This window comes from Amycolatopsis balhimycina FH 1894 (genome assembly GCF_000384295.1).
Lineage (GTDB): Bacteria > Actinomycetota > Actinomycetes > Mycobacteriales > Pseudonocardiaceae > Amycolatopsis > Amycolatopsis balhimycina.
The window spans coordinates 9,881,310-9,904,501 of the sequence record NZ_KB913037.1 but is presented as its reverse complement, the minus strand read 5'-3'; the positions used below and the strand labels follow the sequence as shown (position 1 = coordinate 9,904,501).

The following is a 23,192-nucleotide window of genomic DNA, read 5'->3' as shown; positions in this document are numbered from 1 at the left end:
TGCGACACTGGGGGCCAGATGTCGGTGATGCTGGGGCACTACGCCTATGCGGATCGCGCTTTCCTGTCGTGACCTCGCCGTCGACCGGCTGCTCGGTGACGGCGCACGGGTCTTCGCGCGAGCCCGCGAAGCGGCCGGCGCCGGCCATCAGGTCTTCCTGGTCGCCGAGGAGCTGCCACCGTCGAGGAACGACGATCGCGTCGGGTGGGTCCCGACCGCGCCCGCGCGGCCGGACCACCGCTACTTCACCGAGGCGCACCGCTATGCCGACCGCGTCCTCGACACCCTCCGCACGCTCGGCGACCTCGACGTCGTCGAGTTCCTCGACGCCGGGGCCGAGGGCCTGAGCACGATCCGGGCGAAACGGCTGCTCGGCGAGTTCCCGGGCACCACGCTCTGCGTCGTCCGCTGCCCGTGGTCGACCGCCGCCGACGGCCCCGCCGCGCACCGGCCGCTCACCGCGGAGCACCAGTTCACCGCGTTCGCCGAGCGCTACTGCGCCGAGCACGCCGACGTCACCACCGCGGTCGCGACGTCCGTGGCGCCCGCCGCGAGCCGGACCGGACCCGAGGTGTGGCGGCTCGGCGCGTACCGGCCGGACGCCGGGATCGAGACGTTCCTCGACGCCGCCGCGCTCGTGCTCGACCTCCACCCGGAAACCCGGTTCGAGCTGCGCGGCGAGGACACCCCGACCGATCCGCTCGGCAAGTCCTATCGCGACCACCTGCGCCGCGGCCTGCCGGACCGCCTCAGGCACGCGGTCACCTTCGGCGGCGCGCTCCGGGACGAGGACGAGCGGCTGGGTGCCCGCTGTGTCCTCCCGGCCGGCGACGCCGAATGCCCGAGCACCGCCGCGTTCGCCCTGTCGCGCGGGTGCACCGTCGTGGCGCCGAAAGGCAGTACCGCGGCCGACGTCGTCGAGCAGCACGGCGGCGGCATCGTCGTCGCCCCGGACGACCCGGCCGCACTCGCCGAAGCTCTGTTCGCCGAGGCACCGGCGTGTACCGAGGACAGAGCGGCACTCAGCTTCCCGCAGGTCGAGGCCGTCACCACGCCGGTCGAGCCGGGGCTGGTGAGCGTCGTGATCCCGCTGTTCGACCAGGGCCGGTTCCTGTCCGGCGCGCTCGCCTCCGTGCGCGCCGCCGGGTACGACGACGTCGAGATCGTGGTGGTCGACGACGGGTCCACCGATCCCGGGACCGTCGCGGCGTTCGACGCACTGTCCGGCGTGGTCAAGGTGCGCCAGCCCAACGCCGGGCTGTCCGCCGCCCGCAACGCCGGGATCGCCGCGAGCCACGGCCGCTACATCGTGCCGCTCGACGCCGACGACGAGCTGCCGCCGGGATTCCTCGGCCCCGCCGTCACCGCGCTCGCGCGGCACCCGGAACTGTCCTATGTGGTCGGTCACCTGCGCTACACCGGGCTGCTGGACCACGTCCAGGCCCCGCTCGGGTACGCCGGCGACGTCAGCGTGGTGGTCAACACCCACGGCCGCGCGACCGGCGTGTTCCGCAGGGAAGCCCTGCACGCCGTCGGTGGTTACGACGAGAGCCTGCCCGCGTACGAGGACTGGGACCTGTACCTGCGGCTGGCCCGCGCGGGTCTCGAAGGCGATGTCGCGCCGGTCGAGGGCCAGCGGTACCGGCGGCACGCCGGCTCGATGACGTTCGGCCACACCAGCGACGACCGGCGCGAGCTGACCCAGCTGCTGCTGCGCAGGCACGCGGCGGACCTGCCGCCGGACCGGTCCCTGCCGCTGCTGCTGACGCTGGCCGAGCTGTGGAAATCCGGTTACGAGCCGAGCGCGTCGGCCCGGCTGCTGGAGGCGGGCGATGGCTGAAACCTTCCCCGGGCTGCTGCGCGACCGCGCGGCCCGCGAACCCGATCGCGTCGCGATGCGCGTCGGCGGCGAATCGCTGACCTTCGGCGCGTGGCACGACCGGGCGGCGCGGATCGCGGCCGGGCTGGACGTCCGGCGCGGCGACCGGATCGGGCTGCTCTTCGACGAGCACGACTGGCTCGGCTTCGCGGCCGCCTACGTCGGGACACAGGCGGCCGGAGCGGTCGCGATGCCGATCTCCGCACGCACACCCACCCCCGAAATCACCAGGCTGCTCGCCGACTTCGGCGCGGCGGACCTGATCCACGGCACCGGCCTCACGCCCGGCCGAGGACGGCCGCTCCCCGACGTCGTCGCGGACCGGCCGGGCGGCGTCGACGTCCGGCCCGGCGACCTCGCCCAGATCCTGTTCACCTCGGGGACGACGGGCCGGCCGAAGGGCGTCAGCGCGACCCACGCCAACCTGACCTACGGCTACCACCCGCGGATGCGGCGGCGGCCGCTCGCCCACTCGAAACTGTTCCTGCACGCTTTCCCGCTCGGCACCAACGCGGCGCAGACGATGCTGTTCAACGCCCTCACCGCCGAGCCCGCCGCGCTGGTCCTGCCCCGCTTCGACGCCGGCGAGTTCTGCGCGCTGATCGAAGAAAACCGGGTCGGAACGGCGTTCCTGGTTCCCGCCATGGCGATCGACCTCGTCGCGAGCGGCGCGCTCGACCGGTACGACCTGTCATCGGTGCTGCTGCTCGGCTCGACCGCCGCCGCGCTGCCGCCGGAGATCGCCAAGAAGCTGGCTGAGGCGTTCAAGAACGCGGACATCGTCAACTACTACAGCTCGACCGAAGCCGCGCCGGCGCAGACGGTGATGATCTTCGACCCGGACCGGCCCGCGGCGGTCGGGCAGCCTTCCGACGGCGACCTGAGGATCACCGACGCCGCCGGCCGCCCGCTGCCGACCGGCGAAACCGGCGAGGTCTGGCTGCGCTCGCCGACCACCGCGCGGACCTACTTCGGCGACGCGAACGCGACTTCGGCGGTGTTCCGCGACGGCTGGATCCGCATGGGCGACCTCGGCCGGCTCGACGACGAGGGGTACCTCTACCTCGTCGACCGCGAGAGCGACGTGATCAAGTCCGGCGCGTTCAAGATCTCGACCCTGCGGATCGAGGCGGAGCTGTACGCGCATCCGGACGTCCGCGCGGCCGCCGTGCTCGGACTGCCGCATCCCGTGCTCGGCTCGGTGCCCGCTGCGGCCGTCGTCCTGCGCCGACCCGTCGACGACCTCCGGACCTTCGCCGCGGCCCGGCTGGCGCGGCACGAGGTCCCGGCGCACTGGCTGATCGTCGACGCCCTGCCGCGCAATGACGCCGGGAAGGTACTCAAACGCGAGCTGCGCGACCTCTTCGACGCGCCCTCCGAGCCCGCCGCCCCGGCCTCCGATGCCGAGGCGCGGCTCGCCCGGCTCTGGGCGCGAGCGCTCGGCCGCGACGTCCCGGCGGGCGCGGACTTCTTCGCGGCGGGCGGCGATTCGTTCGCCGCCGCCCGGTTCGCCGCGCTCGCGGCCGAGGAGTTCGGCGTCGAAGTACCGGTGTCCTTCGTGTTCGACTTCCCCGATCTCGCCGCACAGGCCGCGCATCTCGCCGACCAGCGCCCCGCCGCCGGAGTGCCGGTCGACGTGCCGGACGGGGTCCCGCTCAGCTCCCTGCAGGAGTACTTCCTGCGGTGGCTCGGCGAGACGGCCGAGCCGCGGGCGGTGTCGGCGGTCGCGGTGGCGATCCGGATCACCGACCTCCTCGACGTCCCGGCGCTGCGCCGCGCGCTGGACGACGTCGTCGCCCGGCACGACGCGCTGCGCACGGTGTTCCCCGGCAAAGCCGTGGTGCTGGACCGCTGCGAGCCGGACTTCGACGTGGTCCTCGCCGGCGACCCGGTGCGGCAGGCGTGTTCCGAGCTGGAGCGGCCGTTCGACCTCGCGCACGGCCCGCTCGTCCGGGCGCTGGTGATCGAGGAAGGCCCGGAGGAGTTCGTCCTGGTGCTCGGTGTGCACCACCTCGTCTTCGACGGGCACTCGATGGGCGTGCTGCTGCGCGAACTCGGCGAGTGCTACGCGGGCCAGGGCCACCGGCTGCCGCCGGCCGGTCGCGCAGCCGACGTCTCGGCCTGGGCGCGGACCCGCTGGCCGGAGGCACGCGAGTTCTGGCGGCGCACCCTCGATGGCGCCCCGGCCACCCTCTCCGGCGCACCGCGCTCGGCCGAAGTCGCGGCGTTCGATGGACATTCCGTGCCCTTCGAGATTCCCGTAGCGCTGGTCGAGCGGCTGCGCGCGAAGGTCGCCGAGCAGCGCGCGACCGTCTACATGGGACTCCTGTCCGTGTGGGCCAAGGCGATGGCGGAGTGGGCGGGCAGCGACGAGGTCGTCGTGATGTCGCCGCTGCCCGGGCGCACCAAGCCGGAGTTCGACACCGTCGTCGGCTGCCTCGTCCAATCACTGCTGCTGCGCATCGACGTCTCCGACGATCCGCCGTTCGAGAAGCTGCTCCCCCGCGTCCGGCAGGTCGTGCTCGACGCGACCGAGCACCAGTACTACCCGTACGAGGAGTTCAGCCGCCGGATCCCCCAGCCGGCGTGGCTGCGTTTCGAACGCTGGGGCGGGCCGGTGCACTTCCCCGGCCTCGACTCCGGACCGGTCGAGCTGCCGCGCGAGCTGATGTTCTCGTGGCCGATGCCGGGGCCGGACCTGAGCGTGCCGGAACTGGCTCTCACCGAGCATCCGGACGGCCGGATCACCGGCTGGCTCGTGCACAACCGGCTCACCTACGAGCCGACGGCGATCGACCGGCTCGCCGAGCTCGTCCTGGCCCAGCTGAGGGAGGTCCGATGAGGCAGGCATCGCTGGCCCAGAACGGGATCTGGTTCACCGAGCGCGCGGTCGGCGCGGGGTCGGCGTACCACATCCCGCTGTCCGTCGTCTTGCGCGGCGACCTCGACGCGGACGCACTGGCCGCGGCGTGCGGCGACGTCGTCACGCGCCACCCCCTGCTCGCGTGTGGACTGTCCGAAAGCGACGGTGTGCTCACGCTCGTCGAGCAGGATCCGCCGGTCCTGGAACGAGCGGCGGGTAACCGGCGCGAGCTGATCACGCGGCCGTTCGGCGACGGGCCCCTGTCCAGATTCATCCTGTTCGAGGGGCAGGAATTGCTGATCGTCGTGCACCACCTGGTGTTCGACGGCGCATCGAAGGACGTCCTGCTGCGCGACCTCGCGGCCTGCTACAACGCCCGCGTCGCCGGGACCGAGCCGCAACTCCCGGCCGCTCCCCCGGACTACCAGGAGCACGTCGAGGGCGAGACCGAACGGGTCGCCGCCGCCCTCGAGCAGGCCAAGGCGTTCTGGGCGACGCGGCCGCTCCCGGCGGACGTCGTGCTGCCCGGGCTCGACGGCCCGCCGGACACCCGTGACGGCGCGTTCGTCAAGCTGACCCTGCCCGCCGGGCTGCGGGAGTCGGCGCGCGACCTCGGGCTGTCACAGTTCGAGCTGCTGCTCGCCGCGATCCAGGCGCTGCTGTTCCGCTACGGCAATGCGCGGCCTTCGGTGGCGATCGACCTTTCGACCCGCACACCGCGGCACCGGCACGCCGTCGGCGTGTTCGTCAACGAGCTCCCGATCGCCCTGGAAGCCGACGCGGCCATGCCGTTCCGGACGTTCGGCGAAGGAGTACGGGCCGAACTCCGTGAGCTGTACCGGCACTGGGAAGTGCCACTCGCGCGGGCGGTCTCGGGCGTCCGGCCCGCGACCGCGCTCGCGCCGGTGTCGCTGAGCTACCGCGACCGGGCGACCGCGCCGGAGTTCACCGGCCTGGAGTCCACCGTGGACTGGACGGAGTTCGCGTTCGCCGCGCGCAACGCGCTGCACTTCCAGGTCGTCGCCGGGGACGGCGAGCCCACGCTGATCCTGCAGTACAGCAGCCGCCGGATCGGCCACGCCGACGTCACCCGCATCGGCGAGCACCTGCGCACGCTGCTGGACGCCGTCGTCAGCGCGCCGGACACCCCGCTCGGCGAGCTGCCGGTGCTCGGCGAGGCCGAACTGGCGAACGTCCTGACCGCGTGGAACGACACCGCCGCCGACTTCCCCGAGACCACGCTGACCGCGATGATCGAGGCGCAGGCGGCCAGGACTCCGGACGCGGTGGCGGTCACCTTCGACGGCGCCGAACTGTCCTATGCGGACCTCGACGCCCGCGCCAACGGCATCGCCCGGCTGCTGCGGGACCAGGGTGTCGGCCCCGACGACGTCGTCGCGATCTGCGCCGAACGCTCACCCGAGCTGGTCGTCGGGCTCCTCGCGGTCCTCAAGGCCGGGGCGGCCTACCTGCCGCTGGATCCCGGATACCCGGCGGAGCGGCTCGCGTTCATGCTCTCCGATGCCGCCCCGGCCGCGATCCTCACCCAGCGCCGCCTGCTCGACGAGCTGCCGCCGCTGGAACGCAAACCGATCCAGCTCGACGACGTCGTTCGCGGCGAGCGGCTGGAACCTGTTGCGGGGCCCGGCAATGCGGCCTACGTCATCTACACCTCGGGCTCGACCGGCCGGCCGAAGGGCGTGGTCACCGACCATCACGCGATCGTCAACCGGCTGCACTGGATGCAGAAGACCTACGGGCTCGGCGCCGACGACGCGGTGCTGCAGAAGACCCCGGTGAGCTTCGACGTCTCGGTGTGGGAACTGTTCTGGCCGCTGATCACCGGCGCCCGGCTGACGCTCGCCAAGCCGGACGGGCACAAGGACGCCGCCTATCTCCAAAGCCTGATCGCCGACGGCGTCACGACTGTCCACTTCGTACCGTCCATGCTGGAGGTGTTCCTCGCCGAAGAGGACACCGGCGCCCCGGCTCTGCGCCGGGTGCTCTGCAGCGGCGAGGAACTGCCCGCCGACCTCGCGCGCCGGTTCACCGGCCGCTTCCCCGGCGTCGAGCTGCACAACCTGTACGGCCCGACCGAGGCGGCCATCGACGTCAGCCACTGGCACTGCCGGCCGGACCTCCTCGAAGGGCTGACGCGGGTGCCGATCGGGCGGCCCATCGACAACATCCGGCTGTACGTCCTCGACGCGGACCGGCGGCTCGTTCCGCCGGGGACGCCCGGTGAGCTGCACATCGGCGGCGCCGGCGTCGCGCGCGGCTACCTGAACCGGCCCGAGCTGACCGCCGAGCGGTTCGTGCCAGACCCCTTCGAGCCCGACGCACGCCTCTACCGGACCGGCGACCTGGCGCGCCACCGGCCCGACGGCACCCTCGAGTTCCTCGGCCGGATCGACACGCAGGTCAAGATCCGCGGCCAGCGGGTCGAACTGGGCGAGATCGAGGCCGCCCTGCGCGGCAGTGATGTGCGCGACGCCGTCGTGGCACTGCGCGAGGACCGTCCCGGCGACCAGCGCCTGGTCGCCTACCTCGTGGGCGCGACACCACGGCCCGAGGAGCTGAAGGACCGGCTGAAGCGCATCCTGCCCGACTACATGGTGCCCAGCGCCTACGTCACGCTCGACGCGTTTCCCCTCACCCCGAACGGAAAACTCGACCGGAAGACACTTCCCGCGCCGACACCGTCCACTGCGGACTCGGGCGGCACCGAGCCGCGCACGGACGTCGAGAAGCTGATGGCGCAGCTGTGGCAGGAAGTGCTGGGCCTGGACCGGGTCGGCATCGACGACGACTTCTTCGACCTCGGCGGGCATTCCCTGATGGCCACCAAAGTAGTCTCGCGGCTGCGCCGCCGGCTGCCCGAGGGCTCGCCCGGCATCACGGTGATGGACGTCTTCGCCGAGCCGACGATCCGCGAGCTGGCCGCGATGATCGAGACACCGGACGCGCAAAACCGCGCGGGCAAACGGCTCTACGAGCTGACCCGGCCGATTCCCGGGCACGAACGACTCCTCACCTACGTCGGCGTGCCGTACGCGGGCACCAGCGCGGTCGTCTTCCAGCCCCTGGCCGACGCGCTGCCGCCCGGGTGCACGCTGTTCGCCGTGGCGTTGCCGGGTCACGACCCCGGCGTCGTCGAGGAATCGCTGCCCCTGGAGGAGATCGCGCAGGAATGCGTCGGCGAGATCCTCGAGCGGGTCACCGGTCCGCTCGTGCTCTACAGCCACTGCCTCGGCAGCGCGCTGACCACCGAGATCGCGCGACGGCTGGAAGCGGCCGGGCGGGAGATCGACGCGATCTACGTCGCCGCGAACTTCCCGTTCGCGCTGCCGGTACGGGGCGCGCTCGGCAAGCTGGGACAGCTGACCAAGGTGAAGCGGCTGCGCAGCGACCGGTCGTGGGCGAACTGGCTGCGTGGCATGGGCGCCGACCTCGAAGGCCTGCCGCCCGAAGAGATCCAGCTGATCGTCAAGCTGATGCGCGAGGACGGCGCGAACGCGGAGGACTACTTCTCCGCGCTGCTCGACACCGGCGCCGCGAAGCTGCGCGCGCCGATCATCTCGGTGGTCGGCGAGCGCGACCCGATCACCGAGTACTACCAGGAACGCTACCGGGAGTGGCAGATCGTCACCCGGAAGACGGCGCTGGTCGTGCTCGACGAGGCCGGGCACTACTTCCTGCGGTTCCGTCCCGAAGAACTCGCCGAGATCATCACCTCCGTGCACCCGGCCCTGTCCGCCGGGACCACGGACGAGCTGACGCACGAGGCCCGCGGCGAGGACGCGAGCTGGTGGTTCGCCGAAGTCTCCGAAGCACCCGACGACATGCCACCACCACGAACGCCACAGCCGAGCCTGGGCCGGTTCCTGACGGTCGCGGCCGGGCAGCTCGTGTCGATCACCGGCTCGCAGCTGACCGAGTACGCGATCCCGCTGTGGATCTACCTCACCACCGGATCGCTGACGTCGTACGCGACGTCGTGGATCTTCGGCATGCTCGGGCTCTTCCTGGCGCCGGTCGCCGGGGCGATCGTGGACCGCTGCGACCGGCGGAAGGTGATGCTGGCCGCCGACTGCGCGTCCGGCGTCATCCAGGGTGTGTTCGCGCTGGTCTACTTCACCGGCGGCCTGAAGATCTGGCAGATCTGGATCGGGCTCGGATTGTTGTCGGTGGCGCTGGTCTTCCAGCGGCTGGCGTACCAGTCCGCGGTGCCCCAGCTGGTGCCGAAGCACTTCCTCGGCCACGCCAACGGCGTCGTGCAGCTCTCGACCGGCGTCGGCCAGTTCATCGCGCCGCTGCTCGCCGCGGCTGCGATCTCGCTGTTCAGCCTCGGCGGGATCCTGGTGTTCGACCTGGTCAGCTTCGCGGTCGCGGTCGCCGTCGTCGCCGCGGTGCGGTTCCCGCGGTCGATGCCGCACAAGCACCGCGAATCGCTCGGCCGCGAGATCGTCAACGGCTGGCGCTATTCGGTCGGCAACCGCTACATCCGCGGCATGGTCGCCTACATGGGGCTGCTCAACATCTTCCTGTCCGCGGTGATCCTGCTGATCTTCCCGCTGGTGCTGTCCTTCGGTTCGCTGTCCACCGTGGCCACGGTGTCGTTCCTCGGCGGGATCGGTGCCGCGCTCGGCGGGCTGGCGATGTCGATGTGGGGCGGGCCGGGGCGGCGGCGGATGCGCGGGATGCTGACCGCCGGCGTCGCGATGGGCGCCTGCGGCGCGTTCGCCGGGCTGTACGCGGGCGTCGCCGTCGTCGCGACCGGGCTGGCCGGGATGTTCTTCTGCGTGGCGCTGGTCAACGGCATCCACGCGACGATCGTGCAGGTCAAGGTGCCGCAGCGGTACCACGGCCGGGTGTTCGCGCTGGACCAGATGATCGCGTGGTCGACCATCCCGCTCGGGTTGATCGTGGTGGCGCCGCTGGTGATCGGGTTGTTCGAGCCGCTGCTCATGCCCGGCGGCGGGCTCGCCGCGAGCGTCGGCGCGGTGCTCGGGACCGGCCCGGGCCGGGGCATCGGGTTCAGCTACGTCGTGCTCGGGCTGCTGATCATCGCGCTCGGCCTGGCGGCGCTGCGCACCCGCGTGCTCTCGCGCTTCGACCAGGACATGCCGGACGCGCTGCCCGACGACGTCGTGGGCATCCAGGCGCTGCGGGAGCGGCGGCAGAAGGAGCGCGTCGATGATTGAGCGGCTCCTGGCCGCCCGCGGCGACCTGCCGGCGTTGCTCGCGGAGGACGGCACGGTCACCACCTACCGGGAGCTGGCCGCGCAGGTCACGGCGCTTTCCGCCTGGCTGCGGGGGTTCGTGGACCGGGACCAGGTCGTCGCGGTGGCCGAAGGCAACTCGCCGTCGGCGGTCGCCACGCTGCTCGCGACCGCCTCGGTCGCCGTGTGCGCGCCGGTGCCCGCCGGGCGATCGGCCGACGTGCGCGGGCTTGGCGCGTCCGTGGTCATCGCGGACTCGGCCGAGGCCGACGTTCCGGTGATCCGGCCGTTCGAGGAGGTCGGCCGGGTGTCCGGGCCGCGGTGTTCGGTGCCGGGAACCGCTTTGCTCGTCCGGACTTCGGGCAGCACCGGCGCGGCGAAGCTCGTGCCGCTGTCCGGTGATGCGTTGCTGCACGCGGCGTCACTGGTGGCGGGGACACTGGAACTCACCCCGGCCGATCGCGGGCTGAACGTGCTGCCGCTGCACCACACGCACGGTCTCGTCGGCGTGGTGCTGTCGACCCTGACGGCCGGGGCGAGCGTCGTCTGCCTGCCGGGCTACCGCGACGACGGGATGCTCGCCGCGTTTCGCACGTTCACGCCGACCTGGTACAGCGCGGTTCCGGCGATCCACGCGCGGGTGGCCGCGTTCGCCGCCGGCGGGCGACTCGACGGGCACCGGCTGCGGTTCACGCGGTCGGCGTCCGCCCCGCTGCCGGAGACTTTGCGCCTGCGGCTCGGGGACGCGCTCGGCGTCCCGGTGCTGCAGGCCTACGCGCTGACCGAAGCGCCGGGCGAGATCTGCGCGCACAGCCCGTCCGTGCCGGTGACACCGGGCACGGTCGGGCCGCCGGTCGGCTGCGAGGTCTCCGTGCGCGCGTCGGGCGAGATCATGGTGCGCGGGCCGCACGTCTGCCCCGGCTATCTGTCCACGGTGGATGGCCCGCTGACGGAGCACCCCGGTGGCCGGCTGGCCACCGGCGACCTCGGCCGGCTCACCGGCGACGGCGACCTCGTGCTGTCCGGGCGCCGCGACGACGTGATCAACCGCGCCGGTGAGAAGGTCTTCCCGGAGGAGCTGGAGAACGTTCTGGCCGGGCATCCGGGCGTGACCGACGTGGTGGTCGCCGGCGCGGCGGACCCGGTCCTCGGCGAGGCCGTGGTCGCCGTCGTCGTCGCCTCCGAGGACACGACCGACGACGACCTCCGCCGCCACTGCGCACGGACGTCCGGCCGCGGCCCGGACCGGTTCGCGCGGGTCACGGAGATCCCGCGCTCGGCCACCGGCAAGGTGAACCGCCGCGCGCTGGTCGCCTCGCTCGGCCCGGCGCCCGAGGTCGCTGATGTGCTCGGCGCCGTCGCCGCCATCTGGGCCGAGGTGCTGTTCCTGCGTTCACCCGACCCGGACACCGGCCTGGACGAGCTGGGCGGCGAGTCGCTGCACGGCGCCCGCATCGAAGCGCTGGTCGCCGAACGCCTCGGCGTCCGGCTGCCGCCGTCGGCGATCCTGGACCGGGGGATCACGATCCGCAAGATGGCGGCCCTGGTCCAGGATGCATGAACCGGCCGCAACGCCGTGAAGGCCACCTTGAGGAACTACAAGTTCCTCAAGGTGGCCTTCACGAACGAACCGGGAACTACCGGACGCCGCCCGAAGCGCGCTGCTTCTGCGCGTGCGCGGACCGGGTGCAGACCTCGCCGACGTCGACCGTCTGGGCGCGGTCGACGAAGACGTCCGCCACGCCGACGAGCTTGCCGTTCGGCGACGAGCAGGTCAGCTGGTAGGCCTCCTTCGTCCCGTACGTCGGCGGGACCGGCGACGCGAACGACACGTCACCAGTCCAGTCGTCGGGCACGTTCGGGTCGGTCTGGTCGTAGTTGACCACCACGGCCTTGTAGTCGCCGGCCGGCGGGTCGAACAGCACGGCGTGCTCGGACGTCGTGCCGCCGTTCGCCGACGAGCTGACCAGGTTGCCCGCCGAGTCGTAGATGTACAGGTCCCAGTCGGTCGTGGTGTTCTTCCAGTTGATGTTGACGCTGAACTTCCCGTTGTCCACCTTCGGCAGGCCGTCGACGTGGAAGGTGAACGACTCGCCGGTCGCGTCCGTCGGGTAGTTCTGGTTGATCGGCGGCACGCCCGCGGGGTTGGCGACCGCGAAGCCCTGCTGAGCCGGGCCCTGCGGGGTGCGCCCGTACCGGCCGGCCACGTACGGCCGCGTCGACGGGTTGACCGACCAGGCGAACCGGCCGCCGGTCGCGGTGAACTTCGAGTTCAAGTCGTCGGTGTAGTAGATCGGCGGCTTGGTGGAGCCGTCCGGCTGCAGCACCGGCGACGTCGGCGTCTGGAACGTCTTGTGCAGCTTGAGCTGGTAGCCCTTGGGCGCCGAGCCGATCAGCGTCGAGTGCTGCTGCGGGTCGGCCGCGTTGCCCAGCATGTCCAGGAACGCCTGGCGGTTGCCGCCCTTGCCGGCGCCGGTCGCGGGCGCGAGGCCCTCGTACTCCGCCACGACGTTGTCGGCGTAGGGCCCGTGGAAGCCGTTGCCGCCCACCTCGATGGTGAAGCCCCAGCCACCGGTGGCCCAGTACGACCAGTCCTCGGTGGTGCCGGTCGTGTCGTACAGCGCCCAGCTCGGCTCGCTGGTGTAGCCGTTGCGCGAGGCCAGCTTGTCGCCGAGGGCCTTGTACTGCGGCTCCTCCAGCGGCGGGCGGACGTCCGCCACGCCCGGCGGGCGCAGCACCAGCGCGGCGACGGTGTGCATCGTGATCAGGTTGGTCACCTGGCGCGAGGACACGATCGAACGCACGTTCCGCACCTCGGGCTCGCTGAACGGCGCGGACCCGCGGAAGGTGTCGCCGCTCCAGGCCAGCTCCGCACCGTTACCGCCCCAGAACCCGGCGTAGTTGCGGTTCGGGTCGGTGCCGCGCAGGCGGCCGCCCGGGTTCGCCTTGCAGACGCCGGTGGCGTACTGCGGCGGCGAGTCGCTGACGTTGCAGTTCTTGCGCTTCATCTCGTAGTCGAACCGGGTGAAGTCACCCTTGGGCTCGGCTTCGCGGGAGATCTCGAAGCCGTCCGGGTTGATGATCGGCACGACGATGTTGCGCGTCTTGCCCACCAGCGACCGGATGGCGGCATCGTGCGAGTAGCCGTTGACCAGCTCGTACGCCCACTCCATGACGTGCTCGCCGGCCGGCCACTCCCGGGCGTGGTGCACGCCCATGGTGAAGTTCACCGGCTTGCCGTCGGTCAGGTTCTTGACATCGGTGGCGATTTCGACGCCGACGACGTCGCGGCCCTCCCACGTCGATTCCGGCATGGTGAACGCCGAAACCAGGGTGGGGTTCTTGCGGGCCAGTTCCTTCAGCTCGTAGTTGTACTCGTAGAGGTGCCGGTAGCTGGTGCGCCCGGACGGCAGCGCCGACGCGGCGGTCTTCGCGGCGTACTGGCGGTCGGCCTTCGCGTCCTGGACGGACTTGGCCGAGAGGTCGGCCTCGATCACCTTCGACTTGAAACCGCTGTTCTTGAGCGTCTGGCGGTCGGCGTCGCCGGCGAGGACGACCTCGACCCCGGTCGCGTCACCCTTCTCGGTGACGTCGAGGCCGAGGGCGGTCAGCTTGTTCTTGTCGGCGCGCGTGGGCGTCTCGACGCGGACGAGCTCCGCGCGCTGCGCCGCCGCGGCAGCGCCGGTCGGCGTGCCCTGCGGGGTCAGCGCGAGGAAGTCGACGCCGAGCTGGACCTGGCCGGCCGAGCCGCCGTAGCGGCAGCCCTGGACGACGAGCTGCTGGCCCTTTTTCACGAAGCTTTCGGCGAGTTCGTGGGAACGCAACGCCGTCGAGGCGGCGACCACGGCGCCCGTGGCCTTGTCGAACACGGCGACGTCCCAGTCGCCCTCGGCGCCCTGGGCGGCCTTGAGCCGGGCCTGGACGAGACCGTCCACGGTGGACGTGAGCTCGCGGCGGTCGGCGCCTGACGTCCCCTTGGGCAGCACTTTCGCGAAGCACGAGCGCGCGACCGACTTGTCGGCACGCAGGATGTTCTGCGCCGCGCCCGCGGTGCCGGCCGGTAACGCGACGAACGTTCCGGCCAGCGCGACGGCCGAAGCCAGCATCACTAGCCGTCTTGGTGAATTCCCCACAGGAAAAGACCTCCTTGAGCGTGGCCGGCAGGACGGACCTACCGGTTGCGAGGGACCATAATGGAGGAAATCCGGCCGGGGTAGCCGCCGTAAGTCGTACAGCGTTCAACGCGGCGGCGCCATTCACCGGGAGTTCAACCACCGGTCGGCTACTGTCGGTCCATGGCCACGATCCCTGCGCGACGAGTGTCGGTCGCGGTGTCGCTGACGGGCATCGCCGCGCTGGTGACCGGTGCCACCCTGGTGCTGCTGCTGCAGGTCATCCCGCCGACCGACGAGATCAGCGTCACCCGCCGCACGATCAGCGAGTACGGCCTCTCCGACCACAAATGGGTCTTCGACCTCGCCGTCGTCCTGGTCGCCCTCGGGTCGGCCGCGGGACTCGCGGTCCTGGGCCGTCAGCGGCGGCTCCCGGTGCCGGCGGCCATCCTGGGGACACTGTGGACGGTCGGGCTGCTGGTCATCGTCGCTTTCCCGAAGCCGGACTGGGCGACGGTCTCCCGCGCGGACTTCGGCGGCACAATGCACCGGATCGCCAGCGTGGTGGCGTTCGTCGCGCTGCCGCTGGCGGTGCTGGTGGCGGTGCGGACGGCGTTCCCCGCCTCGCCCGGCCGCCGCTGGTCGGCACGGCTGCTCGCGATCGCGTCCCTGGGCTGGTTCGCGGTCATCCTGGGCGCGGTCGTGGTGGCCGCGGTGGACGGCGGCCGCTGGTGGACGCTCATCCCGCTCGGCCTGGTGGAACGCGGGATGGCACTCACCGAGCTGATCGCGCTGGGCGTCCTGCTGGCGCCGGTCGGCGAACGGTCCGCCCGCCGGCCGTAACGCGCACGGACGCGGTCGTACAAGGGGGTGGCGTCAGCGGATGCGTTCGTGCAGCGCGGCCATCCGGGAGTCGAGGTCCGCGGCCGTCCGGGCCGCCGCCGCGAGTTCGCCGGCGAAGTCGGGCGGGACGCTGTCGCGGTACTTGTACGACAGCTTGTGCTCCACCGCCGCCCAGAAGTCCATGGCGATGGTGCGGAGCTGGACCTCCACCTTGACCTTCTCCACCCGGTCGGACAGGAACACCGGGATGCGGACGATGAGGTGCAGGCTGCGGTAGCCGTTGGCCTTGGGGTCGGCGATGTAGTCCTTGGTGCGCAGCAGCTCCACGTCGTCCTGCGCGGTGAGCATCCGGGCGACCTCGTAGACGTCGGAGACGAACGGGCAGACCACGCGGATGCCGGCGATGTCGTCGAGAGCGGCGGCCGCGGACACCCAGTCGCCGCCCAGTCCGCGACGGCGTACCTTCTCCTTGATCGCCTCAGGCCGCTTCACCCGGCTCGTGATGTGCTCGATCGGGTCGTGCTGGTGGACGAAGTCGAACTCCTCGCTGAGGATGCGCAGCTTCGTCATCAGCTCTTCGAGGACGAACTTGTACATCAGGAGGAACCGCGGGAGCTGCCCGGCGACGGCGAGCTCGTCGGCCGCCTCGCGCAGGGAAGCGTCCTGGGCCGCCGGGTCGGTGGTCACTGAAGCCTCATGCTGTCGTCGGTCGTTATGGAGCACCAGAGTACTGCGCTCCACCCGGTCAACGGACGGCGGCGGGCCGGAGTTCCCACGCCGGCCGGCCCGGCCCCGCCGGTGAGGGCGGCAGGGCCGGGCCGGCCGGCGAACGTGCGCCCGAGGGAGCCGCACGCTCGAGCACTGCCTACTTGGTGCTCGGAGCAGCGCTGGCTGTCCCCGTGGGAACTGCCGCGGCGACACACCGGGCCGCGACCGCGGCCGCGTTTTCCGCGGCCGCCGCCTGGGCGGCCTTGCCCTTCTTGTTCGCCCCGGCGGCCATACCCTGCTGATCGGCCATGCCGTTCTGCTCGGCGGCACCCTGCTGGTCGGCCATGCCGTTGGCGTCGGCCTTGCCCTTGGCCTTCTTGTTCTCGTCGGCGGCCATGCCCTGCTGACCGGCGGCCGCGGCGGGGTCGGCGGCCTGGGCCACGCAGTCGAGGATGGCCGCGCACTCCTGCGCGGAGACGGCGGCCGCCTGCTGAGCGGCCATGCCGTTGTTCCCGTCGGCGCCCTGCTGGTCCGCCATACCGTTCTGGTCGGCCTTGGCGTTCTGCTGGGCCGCGCCCTTCTGCGCAGCCATGCCGTTCTGGTTCGCCATGCCGTTCTGGTCGGCCATGCCGTTCTGGTCGGCCATGCCGTTCTGGTTCGCCATGCCGTTCTGGTCGGCCATGCCGTTCTGGTCGGCCATGCCGTTCTGGTCGGCCATGCCGTTCTGGTCGGCCATGCCGTTCTGGTCGGCCATGCCGTTCTGGTTCGCCATGCCGTTCTGGTTCGCCATCCCGTTGGCGTCGGCCAGTCCGGCAGCCTGGTCCACGCACTGCTGAACCACGGCACAGTTTTGGGCGGCGGCTGCGTCCTGGGCGGCGGCCTTCTCGGCGGCCTTGTTCTTCTTCTGGGCCTTGGCGTTCTGCTTGGCCGCGCCCTTCTGCGCAGCCACGCCGTTCTGATCGGCCATACCCTGCTGATCGGTCATGCCGTTCTGATCGGCCATACCCTGCTGATCGGCCATGCCGTTCTGATCGGCCTTGTCGTTCCGGGCGTTTTTCTCCTGCTGAGCCAGCCCGGCCACCGCCGTGCACTCGGCCGCCACGGCGTTCACCGCGACCTGCTTGTCGCAGCCCGCGGACGCGCGTCGTTGCTGGATCTGGTCGACCACCGCCTGGCGGTTGGCGATCCGGGCCGCGGACTGGGCGTCCGGTGCCAGCTGCTGGCCCTTCATGAACGTGAGATTGTTCTGCAATGCCGTGTCCAGACCACCGCAGCTCTCCGTGGCCGCGTTGCTCGCCGGACTGCTCAAAGCGATGGCCGTCGCGGTCGCTCCCGCGACTCCCAACAGCGCTGCGAGTCCGATTGTCGCAGGTTTGCGGTGTCGTCCTGCCGTGCGCGTGTGGGGCATCAGCCCCTCCTTTCCGATCGCCACCTCACCACGGCACACGGCGCGACGACCGGGGTGGTTCACCGCCCGGTACAAGGAAAAACCAGAACGTCCACAGTGGACAAAGACGAAAAAGGCGCGTGGCACCTCGAACCGGCGGCCCGCCGGTTCGGCTCATGCCTACCAAAGGCGAGGTAATCCCCGGGTTAACGCGCAGTCCGGAAGCCGCCCCTGGCCCGTCGCCCTGGGCGGCTTCCGGCGGCGTCAGCGCGCAGTCACCTGCAAGCTCCAGTCGCCGTAGTCGTACGGCGGCGCCACGACGTACACGGTCGAGTCACCGATCGTCGTCCACGACCCCACCGGCCGGATCCGGTACTCCCCGACGCCGACCTGCGGGAACGTCGCGAAGCCGTTCGCGTCGGTCAGGGCCAGCGAAAGGACGTGGGTGCCGTCCTCACTCAGCGTGACCTTGACCTTCGCCAGGCCCTCGCCTGCGTCCGGCCGCCCGTTACCGTTCTTGTCGGTCCAGACCTGCCCCTTGGCGTCGGCCTTCTTGCCCGGCACCTTGGCCTGCGCGGACGTGTACGGGCCGGAGACGTACGCCTTGCCGTCGAGGTAGCACCCGAGACCCGTGCGGCCGACGAACGCCGACGCCTCCGGCACCTTGCCGGAGACCTTGAGCACCACACGCGCCCCCGCCGCCAGCGCACCCGTCTGGCGAAGCGGGCTGAAGTCACCCCACTGGTCGTCCGGCACCTGCAGTTCGAGGCCGCTGCCCGCGGGGTCGCAACCCGCGTACAGGCCGGTCAGCGGCTCGGTTCCGGTGTTGGTGAGCGTGACCGTCGCCGTACCGGTCTGGCCGACCGCGTAGCTGGTCTTGTCGAGCGTGATGGTCTCGGTCAGGACGTCGGTGAGCGGCCGGACGGCCTTGACCTCCAGCGCGGTGTTCGCGCCGCTGCCGTCCAGCCGCAGCGGCGCGAGGCTCGACGGGGGCACCCAGCCGTCGGGGACCTTCGAGAAGTACAGCGTGAAGTCGCGCGAGACCGGCAGCCCCTCGAACATGAACCGGCCGGCGGCGTCGGTGGTGGTGACCACCTCGTGCGACATGCCGATCCCGATGGTGTGGACCTCCGCCCCGGCGAGGTCCTCACCCGGCGACGGCTTCCCGTCGCGGTCGCGGTCGCCGTAGAGGTGGCCGCCCATCCGGTCGGTGGTGCCCGCCGGCACGAGCGGCACCGTGACCCGCGCCGAGTTGTCGGTCCCGTCGACGTCCAGCTCGCCGTACGCGGTGAACTCCACCAGCGGGCCGCCCTCGGTGAGGGAATTGACGCTGCCGTGCAGGTGGTAGGTGCGGCTCTCCCCCGGCGCGAACGACGTGCCGCCGTTGGCACGCAGGTCTCCCCACTCCTTTTCCGGAACGTAGAAGTACGGCCCGGACACGGTCTCGGCCGCCCCTGACACGTGGTTCGCGGTCGCGTCACCGATGTTGGTGACCGTGAAGTCGACCGGGATGTCGTCCCCCGGCAGCCAGCGGCCCTGCTGCACGGTCGCGGTGACCTTCAGGTTCGGGCCGGGATCGGCGGAGGCGGGCGCGGCGGTGATCCCGATGATCGTCAATGCTGCGGTCAGCACGCAGGCCACGCGTGCCGGCCGGGCGAATCTGCCCATGGGCTGGGTTCCTTCCCCCTGTGTTCGGTTGTCCAGGCCAAATTAGGCGAGGCGGTGACAACCACGCAGAGCGGAACGTTCCGGCCACAGTGGAGGGCAACCGGGCGGGCTGCTCGAGCGTTTCGCCCGAGCAGCACCGCCCGGCGCTTCAGCCGAGATCGGCCAGCTGCGGCACGGCCGGGGCCATGCCCTCGATCCACGCGGCCGGGGAGCCGGTGGTCGGCGTGACGATCACGGTCTGCACCCCGAGCTTGGCGTAGTCCGCCATGGCGCGGACGAACTCGTCGCGGGTGTCCGGCGCCGGTCGCGGGTTGTTGGCCAGGATCGTCTTGCGGATCGCGTCGTAGTCGCGGCCGAGGTCGTCGCAGTGGCCGCGCAGGACGTCCAGCTTGTGCGCGACGTCCTCGGGCGAGGAGCCGAAGAGGTTGCACGCGTCGCCGTACTGCGCGACGAGCCGCAGCGTCTTGCGTTCCCCACCGCCGCCGATGAGCACCTTCGGCCGGTGGATCGGCTGCGGTGAGCAGAGCGTTTCGGCCAGCGAATAGTGCTTGCCCTCGAACGGGCCGTTGTTCTCCGGGTCCCACATCTGCCCGCAGATTTGCAGCGTTTCCTCCAGCCGCTCGAACCGCTCGGCGATCGGCGGGAACGGCACCCCCATCCCCTGGTGCTCGCGCTCGAACCAGGCGGCGCCGATGCCGAGGACGGCCCGGCCGCCGGAGAGGACGTCGAGCGTGGTGACGATCTTCGCGAGCAGCCCGGGGTGCCGGTAGGTCACGCCGGTGACGAGCAGGCCGAGGTCGATCCGGGACGTGTGCGCGGCGAGGTAGCCGAGGGTCGTGTACCCCTCCAGCATGTTCGACTCGGCGGGGAGGCCGGTCGGCTCGATCTGGAAGTAGTGGTCCATGAAGGACAACCAGGTCGCGCCGGATTCCTCCGCCGCGGCGCCCACGCGGGCGAGCTCGCCGGCGATGGCGGTGGTGCCGCCGTCGATGTCGAAGACGGGAAGGTGGAAGCCGAGTTCCATGAAGCATGCTCCTGAAATGGTTGGCGTGCCCACCACGTTAGGACCTGGAGCGCGCTCCAGGTCAAGCCCCGATCAGCGCACGGCCGTGGCCAGGAACTCCCCGACCACTCGGTCGGTCGTCGCCCCTTCGGTCACCGGGACTCCCGCGGCGCGCAGGCGGGCCGCGAACTCGGCCGACTTCCGGCCGCCGTCGCCGATGAGGAACGGGGGCGCGCCCGGACCGGCGTACGTCAGCGGGCTCGCCTCGCGAAGCGTCGCCGGCGAGCGGCCCAGTGCCATCAGCACGGACGCGCGGCTGAGCGGGTCGAGGCCCGCGAGGCCGAAGTCCGCGGGAGCCGACAGCGCCGCCACCGCCCGGACCGTGCTGTCCTGCCCCGGGTACTGGCCGGTGTCCGGACCGCGCGCGACGCCGAGCAGCGACGCCAGCGTGCCGCCCGTGCCGGTGCCCGCCACCGCGATCCGGGCCGGGTCGACGGCCAGCGCGGCCGCGTTGGCCTTGAGGAACCGGACCGCGCACCGGGCGTCGGTCAGCGGGGCCGGCCACGGCGCGGCGGGCGCGAGGCGGAAGTCGATCGAGGCGACGGCGAACCCGCGGGCCACCAGTTCGTCCCGCAGCGGCCCGGACCGCGGGCCGGCGAGCAGCGCGCCCGGGCCCGTGGGCTTGCGGTTGCCGAGAACGAGCCCGCCGCCGTGCAGGAACAGCACCACCGGCGACGGCGGCCCGCCCGTCCGCTGCCGGTAGACGTCCATGGCCAGCGGAACCCCGTCGGGACGGCAGTACTCGAAGGTGCCGGGGCCGGCGTCGAGCAACGTCGACGTGGCGGGCCCGGTGCCGCTGTCGCCGGCCGCGACGGCGCCCGCCACGCCGGTCCCGAGCACCGCCGCGAGCACCGGGAACAGCACGATCCACGCCGTCACCCGCCGCGCCGCGGAGGGCCACGGGTGCGCCCGGCGCCGGGCCACGACGAGAAAGCCCGACACCGCGACAACTTGCAGCCCGGCGGCCGCGTAGTCGGTGAAGCCGGCCACGGTGTCCGCCGGCTGCCAGGGATCGAACCGCGTCAGCAGGCCGAGCGGACGGCTGACCGTCCACAGGACGAGCGCCCCGGCCGCCGCGAGCGCGCCGAAGTGCGCCGTCTTGCGGGCCGGCCACCCGAGCACCGCGACGGCGGTGACGATCCCGACGGCGGCCACCGCGCCGAACAGCATCGCGTACAGCTGCCAGACCCGCCACAGCGCGGGCAAGGCGGCCGCCGGGATCACCGCGCCGCCGAGAGCCGCGAAGACGGCCGTGACCAGCAACGGACCGCGCCGCAGCGCCGACGGCACGGTCGACGGGGTCGTCGATGGACGGTACGCACCACGCTGCCCGTCGACGACCTTCATGCCGCCAGTGTCACCCTGGTCGCGCGAACGCGCACCTACTTGCGGGCCGCCGTGTAGTTCCGGAACAGCAGGTAGGTGTCGAGGATGTCGGACGAGGCGCTCTGGACCGAGCGGTAGATCCCCCACTTCGGGCGGACGTAGTCGCCCTGGTCGGGGATGTTCACGCTCGTCATGCTGCCCTGTGCGGCGACCGGCGCGCCGGAGCCGGCGCCGTCGCGGATGACGCAGGCGGCCTTGCCCTTCGAACCCGGCGTGAACGTCCACTCGATGGTGATCCACTTGTTCCGCAGCGGCGCGAGGTCGGTGGCCGCGATGCTCGGCGAGCCCGAGTTGGCGTAGGCGCGGGCGCTGAGCATTTCCTTGCTCCCGCTGCGGGTCAGGTCCAGGGTCACCCACGGGCCGCCGTTGGTCGACGGCGTCTTCGTCTGGAAGATGTGGGTGAACTTGCTGGTGCCGTGCAGCGAGGCCGGGATGTACATCTCGTAGGAGAGCGTCCAGGTCTCGCCGTTGTGCATCTTCAGCGTGGTGCCGTTCTGCACCATGCCTTTCGACTCGGTGCGCTGGCGGTCGCCGCCACCTGTGGTGTCGCGGTCGTCCTTCCAGATGTTGAAGCGGTAGTGGTCGCCTTCGACGACGACGTACTTGCGGTCGGGGTGGTGGTTGCCGCGGTCGGCCTCGATGCCCTCGAAGGCCTTCAGCCCGTCGGAGGCGGGGTCGGGGTGCCACAGCGGGGCCGCCTGGGCGGGACCGGCCGCACCCAGCACGACCGGGATGGCGAGTACGGAGACGGCGAGGGAACGCAGGAGGGTCCTGCGGGGGAATTTCGGCATCGTCGGTGTGTCCTTCCTGACGACGAGTTCGGCAGGGGTGCACATCGGCCGGCGGACGGACCCGGCAATCCGGGCTGGTCATCCGATGTCTTGCGTCTCGAAGTTAGAGCCGACGAGGTCTGATGTCAATGGGCACCGCACTGCCGCGATGATCTGCCAAGAATTCATCGGATGGCAGGGGCGTTCCACTCCTCGACGGTACGGTCGTCCCGAGGAGGTACGCGTGAACGACCGGATCGCGCGCCACGACCGCGTCTCGGCGGCGCTGGCGGAGGCCGGCGACGACCTGCTCGCGTCGGCGCGGCCCCTGGGCAGCGGGATCGGCGGGTCGACCTGGCTGCTGCGGGTGGCGGGCGAGCCCGTGTTCGTGAAGCGGGTCGCCCTCACCGACGTCGAGCTGCGGCACGAACACTCGACCGCCGACCTCTACGGCCTGCCACCCTGGTCCCACTACGGCGTCGGCTCGGCGGGTGGTGGCGCCTGGCGTGAGCTGGCAGCCCACCGCACGACGAGCCGATGGGTCCGCACCGGACAGCGCGAGAACTTCCTGCTCCTGCACCACTGGCGCGTCCTGGCCGGGCTGCGCCGCGAACCGCCCGGCCGGGAGGAGCTCGAGCGGGACGTCGCGTTCTGGCACGGCGACCCCGGCGTGCGGCGCCGGCTCGAAGCGCTCGCGGCGTCGTCGACCGACCTCGTGCTCTTCCTCGAATACCTGCCCTGGAACCTCGCCGACTGGCTGAGCACCCCCGACGCGCTCGGCCGGGTGGACGAGGACCTCCGCGCCATCACGGGTTTCCTGGGCGAGCAGGGCGTCCAGCACTTCGACGCGCACTTCCGCAACATCGTCACCGACGGCGAACGGCTCCACCTCACCGACTTCGGCCTCACTGTGTCGCCGGCGTTCGACCTCGCGGACGCCGAAGCGGAGTTCCTCGCCGACCACGCGGGCCACGACCGCAGCTACGTCGTCACCCAGCTGGCCAACTGGATCGTCACGCACCTGACGGACCGCGGCCGCGGCGGCTGGCCACATCCCCGCTTCCGCAACGACTTCGTCCGCGAATGCGCGGCGGGGCGCGAGGTACCGGAGCTGCCCCCGCGGGCGGCGGCGCTCCTCCATCGTTACGCCCCGGTGGCGACCGTCGTCAACGACTTCTACTTCGCCCTGCACGGCGAGAGCCGCAAGACGCCTTACCCGCGAGACGAAATCACCCAGCGGCTACTCGACGCCGGCCTGTCCGCGAGCTGACCTTGTCACCCTGGTGGAGCA

General features: G+C 71.7%; 13 protein-coding genes. 6 read left to right on the top strand and 7 right to left on the bottom strand.

The features are described 5' to 3' along the window. Positions 1 to 46: 46 nt before the first annotated feature. From A3CE_RS53835 to A3CE_RS53825, 4 genes are read left to right on the top strand one after another with little or no spacing between them, the layout of a single operon-like run. Complete coding sequence (locus tag A3CE_RS53835) at positions 47 to 1,840, top strand: glycosyltransferase (RefSeq protein ID WP_020646832.1); 1,794 nt, start codon at positions 47 to 49, stop codon at positions 1,838 to 1,840. After that, on the top strand, positions 1,833 to 4,721 hold the full coding sequence (locus A3CE_RS54130; protein WP_020646831.1) for a class I adenylate-forming enzyme family protein: 2,889 nt from the start codon (positions 1,833 to 1,835) through the stop codon (positions 4,719 to 4,721). Before A3CE_RS53835 ends, A3CE_RS54130 begins: the two co-directional genes overlap by 8 nt. Next, the gene (locus tag A3CE_RS52845) at positions 4,718 to 9,946 is read left to right on the top strand and encodes a non-ribosomal peptide synthetase/MFS transporter (protein WP_020646830.1); all 5,229 of its coding nucleotides are present in this window, start codon (positions 4,718 to 4,720) and stop codon (positions 9,944 to 9,946) included. The genes A3CE_RS54130 and A3CE_RS52845 overlap by 4 nt, the downstream gene beginning before the upstream one ends. Next, entirely contained in the window at positions 9,939 to 11,525 is a 1,587-nt protein-coding gene (locus tag A3CE_RS53825) for a non-ribosomal peptide synthetase (RefSeq protein ID WP_020646829.1), read from the top strand. The genes A3CE_RS52845 and A3CE_RS53825 overlap by 8 nt, the downstream gene beginning before the upstream one ends. Positions 11,526 to 11,601: 76 nt before the next feature. Here A3CE_RS53825 and A3CE_RS0145690 read toward each other — a convergent pair whose 3' ends face one another. Further along, the gene (locus A3CE_RS0145690) at positions 11,602 to 14,070 is read right to left on the bottom strand and encodes a M14 family zinc carboxypeptidase (protein WP_185839768.1); all 2,469 of its coding nucleotides are present in this window, start codon (positions 14,068 to 14,070) and stop codon (positions 11,602 to 11,604) included. A gap of 189 nt (positions 14,071 to 14,259) precedes the next feature. On the opposite strand from A3CE_RS0145690, the gene A3CE_RS0145685 reads away from it, so the two are divergent. Beyond that, complete coding sequence (locus tag A3CE_RS0145685; protein WP_043791468.1) at positions 14,260 to 14,919, top strand: DUF998 domain-containing protein; 660 nt, start codon at positions 14,260 to 14,262, stop codon at positions 14,917 to 14,919. A gap of 33 nt (positions 14,920 to 14,952) precedes the next feature. Here A3CE_RS0145685 and A3CE_RS0145680 read toward each other — a convergent pair whose 3' ends face one another. The 6 genes from A3CE_RS0145680 to A3CE_RS0145655 all read right to left on the bottom strand — a co-directional run bounded on the left by A3CE_RS0145680 (position 14,953) and on the right by A3CE_RS0145655 (position 21,922). Further along, the gene (locus tag A3CE_RS0145680; protein WP_020646826.1) at positions 14,953 to 15,606 is read right to left on the bottom strand and encodes a GTP pyrophosphokinase; all 654 of its coding nucleotides are present in this window, start codon (positions 15,604 to 15,606) and stop codon (positions 14,953 to 14,955) included. Between the two features lie 178 nt (positions 15,607 to 15,784). Further along, on the bottom strand, positions 15,785 to 17,035 hold the full coding sequence (locus A3CE_RS53820) for a hypothetical protein (protein ID WP_051183840.1): 1,251 nt from the start codon (positions 17,033 to 17,035) through the stop codon (positions 15,785 to 15,787). Between the two features lie 243 nt (positions 17,036 to 17,278). Next, positions 17,279 to 18,682, bottom strand: a complete 1,404-nt coding sequence (locus A3CE_RS0145670; protein WP_020646824.1) for an SdrD B-like domain-containing protein — start codon at positions 18,680 to 18,682, stop codon at positions 17,279 to 17,281. Between the two features lie 148 nt (positions 18,683 to 18,830). Beyond that, entirely contained in the window at positions 18,831 to 19,706 is an 876-nt protein-coding gene (locus A3CE_RS0145665; protein ID WP_020646823.1) for an LLM class F420-dependent oxidoreductase, read from the bottom strand. A gap of 72 nt (positions 19,707 to 19,778) precedes the next feature. Beyond that, a complete protein-coding gene (locus A3CE_RS0145660) occupies positions 19,779 to 21,092 on the bottom strand; it encodes an alpha/beta hydrolase (protein WP_020646822.1) in 1,314 nt (437 codons plus the stop codon). Positions 21,093 to 21,127: 35 nt separating this feature from the next. Next, entirely contained in the window at positions 21,128 to 21,922 is a 795-nt protein-coding gene (locus A3CE_RS0145655; protein ID WP_026469502.1) for a hypothetical protein, read from the bottom strand. A 223-nt stretch (positions 21,923 to 22,145) separates the two neighbouring features. On the opposite strand from A3CE_RS0145655, the gene A3CE_RS0145650 reads away from it, so the two are divergent. After that, positions 22,146 to 23,171: a hypothetical protein gene (locus A3CE_RS0145650; RefSeq protein WP_020646820.1), complete on the top strand. Its 1,026-nt coding sequence runs from the start codon at positions 22,146 to 22,148 to the stop codon at positions 23,169 to 23,171. Positions 23,172 to 23,192 lie beyond the last annotated feature (21 nt).